Annotated in this window: 16 protein-coding genes and 3 riboswitches; of the genes, 11 read left to right on the forward strand and 5 right to left on the reverse strand. The window is 44.1% G+C overall.

What is annotated here, in order from left to right:
* Positions 1 to 11: 11 nt before the first annotated feature.
* Together crcB and YK48G_RS09405 are read right to left on the reverse strand one after the other, a co-directional pair.
* Complete coding sequence (gene crcB, locus YK48G_RS09400) at positions 12 to 368, reverse strand: fluoride efflux transporter CrcB (RefSeq protein ID WP_203630466.1); 357 nt, start codon at positions 366 to 368, stop codon at positions 12 to 14.
* Positions 362 to 763 (reverse strand): fluoride efflux transporter FluC, encoded by a 402-nt coding sequence (locus YK48G_RS09405; RefSeq protein ID WP_203630467.1) that lies wholly within the window; start codon positions 761 to 763, stop codon positions 362 to 364. Before YK48G_RS09405 ends, crcB begins: the two co-directional genes overlap by 7 nt.
* 154 nt (positions 764 to 917) lie before the next feature.
* Positions 918 to 984: riboswitch (Fluoride riboswitch) on the reverse strand.
* A gap of 143 nt (positions 985 to 1127) precedes the next feature.
* Between YK48G_RS09405 and YK48G_RS09410 the strand changes: the two genes are divergently transcribed.
* The 3 genes from YK48G_RS09410 (at position 1128) to YK48G_RS09420 (ending at position 5171) form a co-directional block, all read left to right on the forward strand.
* Positions 1128 to 3275: a DUF5776 domain-containing protein gene (locus tag YK48G_RS09410; protein ID WP_203630468.1), complete on the forward strand. Its 2148-nt coding sequence runs from the start codon at positions 1128 to 1130 to the stop codon at positions 3273 to 3275.
* 134 nt (positions 3276 to 3409) lie between these two features.
* The gene (locus YK48G_RS09415; RefSeq protein ID WP_203630469.1) at positions 3410 to 4021 is read left to right on the forward strand and encodes a sugar O-acetyltransferase; all 612 of its coding nucleotides are present in this window, start codon (positions 3410 to 3412) and stop codon (positions 4019 to 4021) included.
* A gap of 160 nt (positions 4022 to 4181) precedes the next feature.
* Entirely contained in the window at positions 4182 to 5171 is a 990-nt protein-coding gene (locus YK48G_RS09420) for a choloylglycine hydrolase family protein (RefSeq protein WP_203630470.1), read from the forward strand.
* A gap of 140 nt (positions 5172 to 5311) precedes the next feature.
* Here the strand turns inward: YK48G_RS09420 and YK48G_RS09425 are convergent, their stop codons facing one another.
* Together YK48G_RS09425 and YK48G_RS09430 are read right to left on the reverse strand one after the other, a co-directional pair.
* A complete protein-coding gene (locus YK48G_RS09425) occupies positions 5312 to 5509 on the reverse strand; it encodes a hypothetical protein (protein WP_203630471.1) in 198 nt (65 codons plus the stop codon).
* Between the two features lie 53 nt (positions 5510 to 5562).
* Positions 5563 to 5769, reverse strand: coding sequence for a DUF2188 domain-containing protein (locus YK48G_RS09430; protein WP_203630472.1), 207 nt, complete (start codon positions 5767 to 5769; stop codon positions 5563 to 5565).
* Between the two features lie 371 nt (positions 5770 to 6140).
* Here YK48G_RS09430 and recQ point away from each other — a divergent pair, with 371 nt between their 5' ends.
* The 5 genes from recQ (at position 6141) to YK48G_RS09450 (ending at position 12274) form a co-directional block, all read left to right on the forward strand.
* Positions 6141 to 7925, forward strand: coding sequence for a DNA helicase RecQ (gene recQ, locus YK48G_RS09435; protein WP_203630473.1), 1785 nt, complete (start codon positions 6141 to 6143; stop codon positions 7923 to 7925).
* A gap of 235 nt (positions 7926 to 8160) precedes the next feature.
* Positions 8161 to 8260, forward strand: a riboswitch (TPP riboswitch).
* A 42-nt stretch (positions 8261 to 8302) separates the two neighbouring features.
* Positions 8303 to 8833 carry an energy coupling factor transporter S component ThiW gene (gene thiW, locus YK48G_RS09440; RefSeq protein WP_203630474.1) on the forward strand — a complete coding sequence of 177 codons (531 nt, stop codon included), beginning with the start codon at positions 8303 to 8305 and terminating at the stop codon, positions 8831 to 8833.
* An 82-nt stretch (positions 8834 to 8915) separates the two neighbouring features.
* Positions 8916 to 10358, forward strand: a complete 1443-nt coding sequence (locus tag YK48G_RS09445; protein WP_203630475.1) for an MFS transporter — start codon at positions 8916 to 8918, stop codon at positions 10356 to 10358.
* An 80-nt stretch (positions 10359 to 10438) separates the two neighbouring features.
* On the forward strand, positions 10439 to 10570 hold the full coding sequence (locus tag YK48G_RS13625; RefSeq protein ID WP_284692033.1) for a hypothetical protein: 132 nt from the start codon (positions 10439 to 10441) through the stop codon (positions 10568 to 10570).
* A gap of 363 nt (positions 10571 to 10933) precedes the next feature.
* A complete protein-coding gene (locus YK48G_RS09450) occupies positions 10934 to 12274 on the forward strand; it encodes an APC family permease (protein ID WP_203630718.1) in 1341 nt (446 codons plus the stop codon).
* A 72-nt stretch (positions 12275 to 12346) separates the two neighbouring features.
* On the opposite strand, the gene YK48G_RS09455 is transcribed toward YK48G_RS09450, so the two are convergent.
* Positions 12347 to 12973, reverse strand: coding sequence for an MFS transporter (locus YK48G_RS09455; protein ID WP_203630719.1), 627 nt, complete (start codon positions 12971 to 12973; stop codon positions 12347 to 12349).
* A 110-nt stretch (positions 12974 to 13083) separates the two neighbouring features.
* Between YK48G_RS09455 and YK48G_RS09460 the strand changes: the two genes are divergently transcribed.
* The 3 genes from YK48G_RS09460 to YK48G_RS09470 all read left to right on the forward strand — a co-directional run bounded on the left by YK48G_RS09460 (position 13084) and on the right by YK48G_RS09470 (position 15931).
* On the forward strand, positions 13084 to 13842 hold the full coding sequence (locus YK48G_RS09460) for a sulfite exporter TauE/SafE family protein (protein WP_203630476.1): 759 nt from the start codon (positions 13084 to 13086) through the stop codon (positions 13840 to 13842).
* A 188-nt stretch (positions 13843 to 14030) separates the two neighbouring features.
* Positions 14031 to 14122, forward strand: a riboswitch (TPP riboswitch).
* A gap of 91 nt (positions 14123 to 14213) precedes the next feature.
* Positions 14214 to 14765: an ECF transporter S component gene (locus YK48G_RS09465; protein WP_203630477.1), complete on the forward strand. Its 552-nt coding sequence runs from the start codon at positions 14214 to 14216 to the stop codon at positions 14763 to 14765.
* Between the two features lie 248 nt (positions 14766 to 15013).
* Entirely contained in the window at positions 15014 to 15931 is a 918-nt protein-coding gene (locus YK48G_RS09470; protein WP_203630478.1) for an ABC transporter substrate-binding protein, read from the forward strand.
* Positions 15932 to 16026 lie beyond the last annotated feature (95 nt).

Consider the following 16026-nt stretch of genomic DNA (forward strand, 5'->3'; position numbering starts at 1 on the left):
TAAATTAAGAGCTAACCCGCTAGGCTTCCTAAATAAAGCCCAATGACAATCGCTGATAGTCCTAAGCCAATAGTTCCCAGGTAATAAATAATCGCTAATCGCCAACGCTTATTTCTCAGCAAAACGAAGGTATCAGTCGTAAAGGTTGAAAATGTGGTAAAGCCACCACAAACACCAGTTAACCAAAATAATGACCAGTTGCCGCTAACCTGGGTGCCTGCTAAGAAACCGGCAAATAAGGAGCCGATAACGTTAATGATCATGGTAGCAAAGGGCAGCTTGGGCCAATAATGTTTGCCAATCATGGTCATTAAATAACGCATGACCGCGCCGACGCCAGCTCCTAATGCAACTTCTAAGATTACCATATGCCTTTACCTCGATCCATGAGTCGGGCGGCCAGGTAACCAATTAGCGCGGTTATGAAGCCGCCAACCAGGTTAAGAAGTAAAAACAACCAAGTTTGAGTGGGATGTTGGAAAACCTGTTGCATGAATAAGAGTGCAAACGTTGAAAAAGTTGTGAAGGCGCCTACTACGCCGGTTCCAAATCCCAAAATCAACCACTCGGGCAGGTCGATCACCAAGTCCAAACCATAAATTGTGAAAGTTAAACAAAAGCAGCCGATAACGTTAGCTAACGTCGTGCTGGTCAAGGTATTCACATTTAACCAATTACCAACTTCATAACGCAGTCCGCCACCAAGCATGCCGCCGCTAAAAACGGCAGTCACTTGGCTAAGTTTATTCCAATTTAAATGCATCAAATGACTCCTTTTTGTATAAAGTGTGTGGCTCCGAGGACTTAGAAATTGCCGTATCAGTCTTGGCAAACATGCACTTCCAAGCTTAGCCAATTGACTGTAACGCTTATTCGATGGCCTAAGCCCAATAGAAAAGACGCCTACCCCAGATTGAATAGAGGTAGACGTCATCAACTCATTCGTTATGCGAGTATTAGGCGAACGTCATCGCCAAATTATTAATTTTAAGTATATCAAAAACAATGAAAATCAGCAATCAATTTCTCGAGGGGAGGTTCATTAGTTAATAAGAGGGTTCCAACACCAACCCATAACTTTTCTATGATAATATTAAATTGAAGATATGGATGGGGGGGTCATCGTGATGGTTAGTAACAAAAAGTTAATTGTTGGTCTACTGGCAAGCATGCTGCCGCTTTTTTCGATGGCAGTAGCTGGTATTGATACGCGTTATCCGGTGGCAATCATTGCCCGAGCGAACACGGCCGCTGACCAGCAGGCAATCAACGAGATAATGCCTAATCAGAAATTACAATTGTTGGTATTGCTAAATTTAAAGCGTGAGGGGATTGTCTCGAATGCTTTTCAACTGAGTGATTTTACGCTTGAGAGTTTTAAAGCGGATCTGGCGCAATTGAAAGCACTCCAGTGGCCGATTGGGACAAAAGCAGACAGCGACGCCACTGAACCGGTTGACGGCGGTAATGGCACCTTGGGACCAATCAATCCCGGCAACTATTCGCTAAGGGGAATCGAATACGCCACTAACTTAACCAAGCTAAGCATCAGCGTCAATTATGGCTATGGTCATCGATTTTATCACAACGATATTACTGACCTTTCACCGCTCAAAAACCTAACGAAGCTCACTTACATCGACTTAGTCGGCAATCGAATTTCGGATATTTCGCCAATCGCGGAGTTGCCAAACGTGACAACTTTATACATTAACGAAAATTGCATTACAAACCTGAATGTCTTGAACGCTAAGCAATATACCAATGGCTTTAATTATTTGAATCAAGTGGTCGTGTTACCGGCCGTGGATTTGCCAGACAATTCATACACTTGGCAAGCACCGTTCAAAAACGCACTGCCACAAAATACTGAAACTACTAATATCAAGCCGTACCAACCCTATGATCCAAAATGGATTGGCACGGGCACGACTGCCAGTGGGTTTCCCGTGGAAGCAAGCTCGCCTTACCAGCATATTCAGGTATTTCGCAATGGTATCTTTGGCAAAAACGTTCCTCCGGGCAAAGCGACTATAAATGGTGATGATATCGACTACAGTGGCTTGGCGCCGCAAATTCAGCCCAGTATGGACACGACTGATCCCTGGGGGTCATCGGCCACGGTTGTCCGTAATCCAGATACCTATTATATGATTGGTCAGTACCGTTATTTCTTGGGCAACAATGAAAGTAATCCGTTCCCAGTATTGACGTACTTTCTGCCGTACACAATCACACCGCGGGTAGCCAAATCGGTGACTGTCAATTATGTAGATGAGCAAGGTAATCAAATTCATGCGCCGCAAACGATTACCGGCTCGCTGGGACAAGCGTTTGATTTGTCAACCAGTCAATACAAACTCGCAATTGCGGGCTATACGTTTAAGGGATATGAACCAGCAGCGGTCGGTACGATTAGCGATCAAGCGCAAACGTTCAGATTGATTTATACTAAAAACGCCATCCCGGAAAACCCAACTGGTGAGATGACGACTACTGAATCAGGAACCCAGCCAACCGTCTCAAGTCAACCGCAAATACCGTTGACGCCAGCTCAACTTGGGGAAACGACGACTCAAGGTGCTGCGGCAACCAAAACGGCGGTGTATGCGTTAAAAAAGATTTACTTATATCAAAATGCTGATTTTAAAAAGTCTGAGCGAAAGGTTGGCTACGTTAAAAAGCCAAGAGTCTTTCGGCCGATGTTTGTCATCGATGGCGTACAGTATTCAAAAGCTGGTCGGCTGCGTTACCAAGTTCGTGACGTGAACCATGACAGTTCAAGCGCGGGAATGACCGGCTTGATTACCGCTAACGCTAAATACGTTCGCCCAGTTTATTATCAGACAAGCCATTCACGGCTGACGGTCATTAATCCAAAGGGCATTAATGCCTACCAGGACCAGAATCTAACCCGCAAAGTGAAGCATTTCAAGCAAGGACAAGTTCTCAAGGTTAAGGGAATTGTTAAGCATCGTTTAACCACGCGCTATCGACTAGCTGACGGCAATTACATCACTGGCAACCGTAAGCTGGTCCAGATGGGGCGCCAAAAGATGCCTAAACAAGTTGTCGTTAAACGGCCGATTAACCGGTATCAGGACGCTAATTTGACTAAGCGGAACGGTTCATTCAAAAAGGGTAGCCGAATAAAAGTGACCGGCTATACGTACAGCCACCCAACATCACTGAGCCAGTCAGGGACGAAACGCTTGCAGGTGGCGGGCGGCTACATGACCGCCAATAAGCAATTCGTGAAGGTTACTTATAAATGAAGCAGGGTTTCTTGATCGCTGCCAGTGAATCTTGGTTGAATAAACATTAATAACTAACGTAATAAAAACGCACGTAACTTGGACTAAGTCAGTTAACCAAAACATTAGTCCTAATTTTACTATGGAGGCAGCACATGAATGAGCGACAACGAATGCTAGCTGGAAAGCTTACCAATCCTCGCGACCCGGAATTATTAGATCGTCAGCGATTAGCCCACCGGCTGTGCAAGCAATATAATGATACGTTTGATGATGAGGATGATAAGCGCCATGCGTTACTGAAACAATTGTTGCCACATACGACTGGCCGTATTTATTTTCAAGGACCGATCTTTTTTGATTATGGCGACCACACAACGATTGGTGAACGTTTTTACGGCAATACCAATATTACAATTCTTGATAGCGGGCCGGTCACGATTGGGCACGATGTTTTGTTTGGCCCCAATGTCACGTTGGTAACCCCGATGCACCCACTGCGGTATCAGGATCGTAATTTTGTTCCCGACCCAACGTTGCCCGGCAAAGAGTATGCGAAGGCGATTACGATCGAAAGCAATTGTTGGCTTGCCAGCAACGTAACCGTGATTGGCGGCGTGACCATTGGTAATGGTTCGGTTATCGGAGCTGGTAGTGTTGTCACACGCGACATTCCAGCGAATTCGTTGGCAGTAGGCAATCCTTGTCGGGTAATTCGCCAGATTACGGCGGCCGATGATATTCGGCTGAAGCGGGAACTGTTTTGAAGTACAGTGCGAGGCTTTTTAAATTCAGGCAAGAATGGTGCTTCTTTTAAGCGTGGCGCTTCCTGCCTGAATCTAGTTATCTCTCAAGTACGGCATGACATTGGTTTATTGGCAAATTGTCTTGGGACTTGTACACTATGTATCAAAGGAGTGGTCAACAATGTGTACAAGTGTCACATTTTTATCAGAAACTGGCGACAATTTCTTAGCCCGGACGATGGATTTTGGGTTTGAATTAAAGGGGCGTCCCGTTGTGATGCCCCGTCATCAAACGGTTCCAAGTGATGTGGACGGTTTTGAGTATTCAATGAAGTATGGTTTTGTGGGGGCTGGTCGAGCGCTTGGTAACTACATATTAGTCGACGGCGTAAATGAAAAAGGGGTGAGCGCCGCTGCCCTTTATTTCAGCGATGAAGCAAAGTTTGCTGACAAACCTCAAGCCGGTAAAGTTAACATTGCCCCTCATGAAGTCCTTAATTGGATTTTAGGGAATGCAGAGAGTTGTGGTTCTTTAGCAAGGCTGGTTGAGCAACTGAATATTGTTGCTGTATCGGTCAAGGGGCTAGGGATAAACGGACCCGTGCCGCTTCATTGGATTATTACCGATAGAAGTGGTGACAGCTACGTGTTGGAAGTGATGGCCGATGGGGTTCACTATATGAAGAATCCAGTAGGCGTGATGACGAATAGTCCAGACTTTGGTTGGCATTTGAAGAATCTAAGTAACTACACCGAACTTCAGCCAACCCCACATCCGGCTAGAAGTTTTGATGGCTATCAGGTATCTTCGTTTGGCCCCGGTAGTGGTGCGCTTGGGATGCCAGGCGATTATACGTCCGTTTCACGGTTCGTCCGAACAGTGTATATGCGAGAATATACGGATCAAACATCAACTGACCAAACCGTCACGGAATTAAGCCACGTGCTAAACGCCGTTGAAATTCCCAAAGGTGTTAAAATTAAGCAAGATGGCAGCGAAGATTATACGCAATACCGGGGCTATATGGATACCCAAAACCTGACTTACTACATGCAGCCATATCATGATCAAACGATGTACCAAGTGACGTTGACTGAAGAGTTGATGAATCGGCCAAAGCCAACGGAGTTCCCACTTGCCGATCAGCAGCAGTTTCAGCAGTTGAATTAATTCATGAAGGCCTACCGTAAAATTAATTAGGCAATCTTAAAACGCCAATTTTCTGAAAATTATACAGAATGATTGGCGTTTATCAGTATCAATGTGGTAATAATTGTTTAGAAGTGGGAGATTATCATGACCAGATCAAATTAAGTTTCCGATTTTCGTGGGTCATTAAATTCCGTATCAGGTGACTCATCATTCCAAGCCGGTGACTTTTCTTGATCGTCATCCGTTGCTTCTTGGTTAGGAACGTCAATTGATTCTGGTTTGTGGCGAGGTTCTTCTTGAACTTGCTTTTGGTCTTCTTGGTTATTCAAAGCCTTCTTTGAGTTGTCAGATGTCATTGGGTTTCCTCCTTGTCGTAAGTAAAGTGGATAGCGACGTCTGCTTTGCGTAGCTACCGTTTCTTCTTAAACGGGTTATCTTTGCCCTTAGGATGGCGATCCTTATACCATTGCTTGGCCTTATCAGTTGCAATGGCAATCGCTTTTTGATCAGAAGCGCCTTCATCTTTTAAGGCATTAGCAATGGCGATTGCTTTATTTCGAACGACTTTTTTGAGATTCTTGAGCGATTCGGGATAATTGGTTTCAGTCCATGGCATTGAAAACCTCCTTTATACTCCTTTATAATTGAAGCGATCAATTGGTAAAACTTTCGCCGAGACACCAAGGGACGATCATTATACTGAATAAAATCGACCACCTTAATTTAGGCTTGATGATGTTAAAGCAAAATCATCTCAAAAAGGATCGAATTCGAAGCTTCTGGGATGATTTTCATTTAGTATATAATCACTTAGTTGCCTTGGTCAAAATTAATGATTGCTATTTAGTTATGATTTAAAGCGATTAGTTAACAATTATGATGTAATGGCATTCATATTTGAAATACGGATCGCTTTAGTTGAATAAATTTGGTAAACTTTACCGTATCTAATTGATATAGCGAGTATTTAGAAAGGTAGATTCAAGCATGACCCCTCAACAACTTCTAAAAACAAAATTTGGCTACGACAGCTTTCGGCCGGGACAAGAAACCGTCATTAACGATATTTTGGCTCATCGAAATGTGTTGACAATCATGCCGACCGGTGGCGGAAAGTCCTTGTGTTACCAGATTCCAGCTTTATTATTACCCGGTGTCACGCTGGTAGTCTCGCCATTGATTGCCTTAATGAAGGATCAAGTTGATGCGCTAAATGAAAATGGTATTGCGGCGACCTTCATTAATAGTAGCTTGGATTATGACGAAATTGACGAACGGTTCGCAAAAGCCGCAAGCGGTGAGGTGAAGCTTCTCTATGTTTCACCGGAACGACTAGATTCGGGGGCCTTTTTTAAGCTGGCCCAGCTACCGATTGATTTAGTGGCGGTTGATGAGGCTCATTGCATTTCACAGTGGGGCCATGATTTTCGTCCGAGCTATTTGGCCCTCACCGATCATTTGAATCAATTACCTTCAAAGCCGACGGTAGTTGCGTTAACGGCGACGGCTACCCCGCGAGTTGCTGCGGACATCAAGCAGCGCTTAGGAATGAGCGAAGAGGTTAAAACTGGTTTTGAGCGCGATAATTTATCCTTTAAGGTCGTTAAAGATCAAGATAGTGACCGATATTTGCTGGACTATTTAAAGCTCAACGCTAATGAATCAGGAATCATTTACGCTAGCACGCGCAAAGAGGTGGAGCGGCTAACTCATTTACTTGAGAAACACCATTTTTCGGTCACGATGTATCATGGCGGTTTATCAAAGGAAAAGCGACGGCAAAACCAAGACGATTTCTTATATGATCGAAAATTAGTGATGGCCGCAACTAATGCGTTCGGCATGGGGATTGATAAGAGTAACGTCCGGTTTGTCATTCATGACTCAGTTCCTGGTAGCTTGGAAGCTTACTATCAAGAGGCTGGCCGGGCTGGTCGAGACGGCCTTCCCAGTGAAGCAATTTTATTGTTTAAGATTGGTGACGTTCAAACGCAACGGTTCTTTATTGATCAATCGGAACGTGATGAGCAAAGTAAGCGCCGGGAATATGAGAAGTTACAGGTGATGACAGAATATGCCAACACGGAACAATGCTTGCAGCAATTTATTCTCAATTATTTTGGCGAAGAAGGACCCAAATGCGGTCGTTGCAGTAATTGCTTGGACACCCGCGAGTCGCAAGATATTACGATTGATACGCAAAAAGTGCTGTCGTGTGTTTACCGGATGCATGAACGCTTCGGCAAAAGCTTGGTCGCCCAAGTCTTGACTGGCTCTCAGGGACAAAAGGTGCGAAGCTTTCACTTTGATCAACTTTCTACGTACGGCCTGATGAAAGGACAATCGCAACGGGCAATTGTTGGACTGATTGATTATCTCACGGCGGCTGGGTATTTACTGGCGACAGGTGGCCAATTCCCGGTTTTGAAAGTATCCTCACTTGGCTTAGCCGTTTTGAAGGGCCAACAGAAGGTTTCTCGGAAAACGTCGGTTAAGGCAACCAAGAACCTTCCTGAAAATGACGATTTGTTTGAAGCGCTTCGAAAGCTGCGACGACAATTTGCCGAGGATCAAAGCGTCCCACCGTTTGTTATTTTTTCCGATAAAACCCTTCACGAGATGAGTGCGGTAATGCCAACAACGGCTGCTGAAATGTTGGATGTGAAAGGCGTTGGCGAAAATAAGATGGAGAAATATGGACAGGCATTTCTGCAGGAAATTGCGACGTTTAAGGAGAAGGCACTTAGTTCGACGACATCGAATGAGCGTTGATGATTGTCCAATGTCAAAAACCGGTTTGACAAGATGACTTTTTTGCAAATTAAAGAATCGCATTAAATTTTCTATTTTAACAAAACGGTACTTTGTTAAAATAAGCGTTAAGATAGATAGTCACAAGACCTTAAAGTGCTATTGGGGACGATCATTGACTAACACAAAATTAACTGTTACCAGTAATTTCCAACTAATTTTCGTGTATAATAAAAAGGCAGTTTTAATTAAATATAGATAACATTAGGGGAGCCATTTGGCTGAGACAGAGATTTCTGGACCCTTCGAACCTGATCTGGTTAGCGCCAGCGTAGGAAAGATGTTAGAAGCCAACTAGGCCTCCTGTTGTTATCTCAACAAATTGGAGGCTTTTCTTAATGAGAAAGAGTTCGACTTATCGGTTAGTATTAACAGCAGTACTATCAGCTGTTGGGGTTGTCGGCGGTAGTTTGTTTGAATTTACAATTGGGGTTGCCAAGGTAGCCCCAATGCAGCATTTGATTAACTTGATTTCAGGGGTCTTGGTTGGGCCTTGGTGGGCCCTGACGCAAGCATTCATCACTTCTTTGATTCGTAATTTGCTGGGAACCGGTACTATCTTGGCATTTCCCGGCAGCATGATTGGGGCATTTTGCGTTGGTTGGATTTTCCAAAAAACGCAGAAGCTGATCTTAGCCGCCTTTGGTGAATTGATTGGCACTGGCATCATTGGGGCAATTGTGGCTTATCCAATTGCAAAATGGCTGATGGGCGCTACTGGGGCGATTTTTCTGTTCATCCCAAGTTTCTTCATGAGTGCCTTAGTAGGGGTTGTTTTTGGTTACATTATTCTACAAAGCATCTGGAAGCGAGTTGTTGTACCCCAAAAAGAAAAATTGGGTATCGGCAATCAATCCGATCATGAGTGACTTTTTTAGCCATAAGCGTCGTTACTAACTTTTATCCCGTTTGGTGTTATAAATAAACGTGTAAAGAGTTAGGAGGGGTATCATGGATGCAAGTAGGGGGAAAAATCTGTCAATCATTTTTGTATTGGGTATGTTCTCGTTTCTGACATCTTTGTCAGGGTCGAGTACTAATTTGGCTATTCCCAAAATTGCGATTTCAATGGATATTTCAAGTAGCATGGCAACTTGGATTGTCCAAATCGGCTTGATTACAACGGCCATTTTATTGGTGATGTTTGGCCATATTGGTGATATTTTATCCAAAGATGCTGTTTTTATGGCTGGCGGGATTGGTTTTTTAATCGGTTCAGCAATCACCGGGTTTGCGCCTGATTTTGCGATTATCTTAGTTGGCCGGGTCATTCAAGCAATTGGTGCTGCGATGATTATGGCTAATTCAATGGGGATTGTGACCGAATACTTCCCGGATAAGCGCCGGGCTGAAGCACTAGCGATGATCTCAATGTTTATTTCAGTTGGCTCAATTTCTGGACCCGGAATCGGTGGGTTTATCATTTCAGTTTCTAGTTGGCGCTGGATTTATTGGATTAATATTCCACTGGGCATTTTGGTACTATGGTTGGGGTTTAAATTTTTGCCCGTGCCCCGTGAATCATGGGGGCACATTCGGCAAGTGACCAAAGGGGCCAATTGGACAGGTCAAAACTTGTTTACAGTTGGCATTATTATCTTCTTCTTAAGTGGTTCGTTCTTTCAAAGTGGCCGATCCCAATTACTAATGGGGTTGTTATTCTTTGCCATTGGAGGTGCTATTACGGTTTATTCATTTATCCAAGATGATAAAGCCAATTTACCGTGGATTGCGCCAGAAGTGCTTCATAACCGTGGCTTTATGACATCAATTCTTGCTCTGATGCTGGTTATGATGGTTAATTCATTTTCTAATATTTTATTGCCATTTTATTTGCAAAGCTATAATGGCATGAGCCCGTTTACCAGCGGGTTGGTGATTATGCTGCAATCCGTTACAATGTTGATGACAACGCCATTTGCTGGGGTCTTAGCTGACCGAATTAATCGAGAACTCATGACGGTGGTGGGGTTATTAATTTTGATGATCTCCCAAGTGGGGTATGCCTTTTTTCCCCAGGGACTTGATATGTGGAAAATTATTCCGCCAATCATTTTAAACGGGATTGGGATGGCGATCTTCCTGTCACCGAATAACGCGTTAACGATGGGCATGGTCGATAAAAAGATGTCGGGGATTGCCGGTTCACTGAACTCGTTTGCCCGGACACTGGGCATGACGGTCGGCATTAGTTTTGCTTCATCAATGTTATTCTTCCAGCTGCCAGGGGTCACGCGAATTAGCCCAGCGGTCGGGGATCGATTTGTTCGTGCATTTTATAACGTTTTTTGGTTGGCAACGGTCATATCAGCGATTGCCCTCATTGTTGTTTTAGTCAGGTATTTAGGCTCAAAAAAGAATTCGAATAAGGCTACTGTAAAGGAGTCCAATTAACGGATTCCTTTTTTCGTTTGCTTATTTTTTCGTATTTAAAGCTGAATTTGATGTATGATAACTAAGGGGAGGTGATGATAATGCCCACGACTTCCACTGAAGATCTGATTCTTTATAAACAGCTGCAAAAGGATAAGCAAGCTGAACAGAAACAAGCTACCGTGAAGCTGTACGGAATGATTTCGCTGATGTATATGTATTTAGGGGCATAGAAATGATTATTAATTATATTGTGGTAAATCACAAGTTTGTTTGTGGCTAGAATAAAATTAATAATCGGATCGTTGTGAAATGGGGATACCAAGTCGGTATTCCTTTTTTTGCTGCTGATTTCCTAATCCACTATTGTAATCAGTATGGGAACCCGTTTTGATTCCTGATCAAGTTTAGAAGGGCATGGTGGTGTAGCTGGTGAGAAATGGTAATTTTGATTAACCTCAATAATCTATCAGGTAAGCGACATAACTGCTACTAAAATAGCCAGGCCAAATCGCGCCACAAAGTGAAGCGGCATGTTAAAATCAAGCCAATAAATGAAACCGATTACAATTCATCGAGTGAAAGAAGTCCTTTCTATGGCCCGCCACACAACTACTAAACAACTTAATTTTCTCGGCGTTTTCCTATTAGGCGTTGATGGAATTATCGGCTCGGGGATTTTTCTGATGCCTAGTCGGATCTACGCTAAGCTTGGGGATTTGAGCATGGTTCTCATGCCACTGGCGGGGATTGCAGTGCTTATGATTGCACTATGCTTTGCGAATCTTGCCAGCAGGATTCCAGGTGATGGCGGTGCGTGGCTGTACACATATACAGCGTTTGGCCGGTTTGCCGGTTTTGAAATCGGGATTGATACTTGGTTGCTCGGCATTATCACGATGGCGACCGAAATTTCTGCGTTTGTGACGAGTTTGCGAAGTGTTTTTCCAAGCCTGAATAATCACACGGATTACCTGTTAGCGGCGCTTGGCATTCTAGTTGGGTTGACTGGTCTTAATTTAGCTGGCACGAACTTTATGGATTGGGTGGATAACATTTCAACCATTGCTAAAGTTGGCGTGTTAGTTTTATTCGTTGCCCTCGGGATTTTTTTCATTCATCCTGCCCAGTTTAGTGACGTGAGCGGCGGCCTTACCAACCAGTCGCCATTGTTCGGTAGATTTAACGATGGTTTTGGGATGGTCTTTTACATGTTTACCGGTTTTTCGTTCTTACCAATTGCGGCGTCTAAGATGAAGAATCCAGAAAAGACGCTGCCCAAAGCGCTGGTTAGTGTATTGTTAACCTCGGCGACACTATATTTAATCGTGCAGTTGACGGCAATTGGAGTAGCTGGAACCAAATTGGCAACGGCTAACGTGCCGGTTGCCACGGCTTTTTATCAGATTGCCGGGAACCTAGGCTATGATTTGGCTTTGGCCGGGATGTTAGTTTCGATTCTGGGAGTTGCATTATCAGTCTCGTTTTCAACCCCGACGATTGCCGCTTCACTGGCCTCCGAACATCAATTATTACCGCGAATGCTAGGACATCAAAATAAGCGAGGCGTTCCGCTGGCTGCTTTATTGATTTCGTCAGCGGTGTGTGCGTTGATGCTCTTTTCGGGGAATTATCTTTTCTTGGCATCCTGCATTGTTTTTACGTCATTTGTTCAGTACGTTCCCACCATCATGGCAACGATCAAACTACGACACCACAGTAAATTACCTCAAGGATTTAAATTGCCAGGCGGCCTTACCATCCCGGTCATTGCTTTATTGGTAACAGCGTACTTAATCCTAAGTTTTTCTATTAAGCTGATTATTGCCGGCATGGTTGTTTTTAGTTTAAGCGGCCTTTGGTATGTCTATGACGATCGCGATCGTCAAGCCAATGGGCTGGAACGCGACATTGCGGCTAAAGATCGACCATTTTAATCAATTGGTTAGGAATAATCAAAACTATTTTAATCATCGATCCTAAGCCAAGATAATTCAAGTAGACGACTATTATGATTTTATATTAGTCGTTCCTTTGTGAAGGCCAATAGAAATAGAAATCAAATTGATGAGGACGACGCCAATCAAGTAAATAAAGGCCAATTGGGCGCCATTAGTAGTGTTGGCTGCGTAATTGCCAGCGTTTCTTTGAAACAGACCGAAAATGACTGAAACAATCGAAGTCCCGACCGCGCCGGCAAATTGTTGGAGAGTGTTAAATAAGGCGTTGCCATCTGCATTTTGCTGCTTGGATAGTTGATTGCCGTTGGTCATGATATTTCCAGCAGCAAAGCCAATCCCAAGCATTGTCAAGGTGTAAGCAATCAGAATTAAAATAGTTGTCGCGTGGTCAGCAACAATTGCTAGGAGAACGACTGAAAGTAATTGAAGCACTAAGCCGAGTAAAATGGGCTTTTTAGGACCGAGCTGATCATAGATTTTACCGCCAATTGGCGCGAGGCAAGCGCCGATTAACGCTCCTGGCAATAATACCAAGCTAGCAACAATCGCCGTCGTGTGACTCACAATTTGCATGTAGTTGGGGAGAACAAAGGCAACCCCGACGACTAAAACTTGAATTAAGAAAAAGCTAAACAGATGGGCATTAAATTTTTCAGCGTGACGTGGAGCATGAATTTAACATTCAAAAATCTTCGGCGACAACGTTATTGGAAATGAGTTGCGTAGACGCCAACTCATTTCTGGATTATGATAAAAGTTATCTATGGATAAAGAGATGATGTGCGTTGCTGACGGAATTTTTAGTAGTATGTCCACTGGTCTTTTTGGCTGGGTTTGTCGATGCAATTGGTGGTGGGGGCGGGCTGATTTCACTGCCGGCGTACTTGATGGCTGGCATTCCAGCGCATTTTGCAGTTGGCACCAACAAGCTCTCTTCGGCAATGGGGACGACGATTTCGACGCTTGAATTTGCTCGCAGTGGTTATATTCGCCTTAAGCTGGCGGCATTTTCCGTGTTCGCCGCAATTTTTGGGTCATCACTTGGTGCACGCCTAGCATTACATATTGCCAACCATGTGTTTCATCTCATCTTATTGATCATTTTACCGGCAACCGCGCTGTATCTGCTGCTCAATCGACACGCCCTGAAGTCGCCGTTAGTTGAAAAATCGGTGTCATCATCCCAATTTATCATGACGCTGGCTATCTCCCTCAGCTTAGGGGCTTACGATGGCTTTTATGGGCCGGGAACCGGGACGTTCTTATTGATTACGTTGACTGGGATTGCCCATTTGCCGATTAACTTAGCTGCTGGCAATACCAAGATGATTAACTTGGCGACCAACGTCACTGCACTGGTCGTTTTCTTAATGAACAGCAAAGTTTTGATGTTGCTGGGATTAGTCGCCGGTTTATTTAGTATTGTCGGTAATTTCTTGGGAGCTCTATACTATAAGCGCTTCGGCAGCCGAATTGCCAGGCCGATCATTATTATTGTTCTGCTTATTTTTTTAGCCAAAACCATTTGGGATTTAGTTGGCTGAACCGCTAAATTGGCGTATGATAAGGGTACCTTGGCAGGGGCACTGATGTGTTCGTGGCGGCTGAAATAGGCAATTATTAAGCCTGTTTTTAGCCGCCTTTTTAAGTAAGGTGCTAGGGATAAATGGCGTTTGTAAACGCCGGCTATCTAATTTACAAGCTAATTCTTTGCTGGTATGATTTAGGAGAATAAAATAATTTGGGGTGCCAATTTTGGCTGAGATGATACTCATTGAACCTGATCTGGTTAGGACCAGCGCAGGGAAATTATTGCAGCAAAGAGCCGGATTACGCTGGTTATGCTGATTGCAATTATTGATGGCTAATTAATTTCACGACCTTGGTACCCCCAAATACATGGAGGGCTTTTTTTATGCGTAAATTTACGTTGAGAAACATCATCACGCTGACGTTAATTGCCCTGTTTTTTGGGGTGATTTATTGGATTATTGGACCAATTTATACGGCGTTAACGGCTGCTTTGACGCCATTTGGATTAGCGCCGGCAGCTAACGATATTCTAGAGGGTATCTGGGTAATGGCCGGGCCGCTTGCTGGATTGCTGTTTCGAATCCCCGGCTCTGCCACGCTGGTTGAAACGTTGGCATCAATTGTCGAAATGTTTATTGGCGGCCAATTTGGTGCGGCAGCGGTTATTGCCGGTATCGTCCAAGGTGCTGGCGCTGAGCTTGGATATCTAGTAACCGGCTATAAAGTTTGGAATTGGTTGAGCTTAAGCCTTAGTGTGGTTTTTGTAACCGTTGTGACGTTCATTCGGGAAATGATTTTCTATGGTTATTCGAAGTATTCGCCAACGCTTTTGATTGGCCTATTTTTGATTCGATTAGTTTCAACCTTTATTTTTAGCGGTGTCATTAACATGCTGATTATAAAGATGCTGCAAAGAAGTCACGCGGTTGATTAGGACAGTTACACGTACAAGCACCTCGAACAAAAAATCCAAGCCCGGGATTTCTGGCCAAGTTAACTTAGGCTCCGCTTTCTAACCGCTTTGCTCCGCTCACTGATGTGGGACAGCTGCGCAAAGCAGGGATCTGCGCGTAAGCACCTCAGCCACAAATTCCAAGCCCGGGAATTTCTGTCTGAGGAGCCTTACACTCCGATCCCTAACCGCTTTGCTCCGCTCACTTGTATTACAAAAGGAGAATTAACATGACAAAAAATATTCGTCTCGCCTTGGAATGGATTCCTAACACCAATCACACCGGTTTTTACACAGCAATTGATAACGGTTATTATGCCGATGAAGGTCTGAACTTGTCAGTCTTTATGCCAGATGATCACGGCGATGGTCGCGACTGGCTGCTCTCCGGGAAAGCTGATTTTGCAATCACCGAACAAATGTCGCTATCTGATATGTTTGTAAAGGACCAACAGACGCCATTAATTGCAATTGCGGCGTTGAGCGATCACAACCTATCAGGACTATTGACAAATCATAAAATTAACCGGCCTAAGGACTTCACTGGTCAAACTTACGCAACTTTTGGCTATCCAACTGAGCAGGCAATTATCCGCGACACGATTAATGCCGATGGCGGTGATTTCAATCAGGTCACGATTGTCCCTAATGACATGATTTTTGATCCAGTCAAGGATCTGGCGACTGGTAAATATGATGGGATCTTCGTTTACCATCACTGGGAAGGACTAATGGCTAAATTAAGTGATGAAGATGAAGACTACCATTTCTTTTATGTAAAAGATTATGTCCCGGAATTTGATTACTACACGCCGGTTCTGGCGGCTAACACCCACTTTTTGAATGAACATGGCGAGATTGCCCGCAAGTTCTTGCGAGCAACGCGGAAGGGGTTTGCGTTTGCCGAACAATTTCCGACAGCGGCCGCTCAGATATTGATGCGTTACGTTCCTGATCGGCGCCTGCAAGAAAAATTGGTGCTAACCAGCCAAGCTGAGATTAGTCAGCATTATCGGTTACCAAACGCGCTTTGGGGAGCGATTGATCAAACACGATGGCAGCAGTTTTATGAATGGCTCAATCAACAGCAGATGGGCAAGCCCATTCCAACTGAGATTGGGTTTACAAATCAGTATTTAGATTTATGAAAATAAATGAGCCTCAAGAAATCATTTAATGAAATAGCTGCTTAAAGGCCCCGCCGACTGTAATGTTGACGAGGCCTTTAAGCAGCTAACTGACT

Origin of the sequence: Lentilactobacillus fungorum (assembly GCF_016860605.1) — a bacterium.
GTDB classification, from domain to species: domain Bacteria; phylum Bacillota; class Bacilli; order Lactobacillales; family Lactobacillaceae; genus Lentilactobacillus; species Lentilactobacillus fungorum.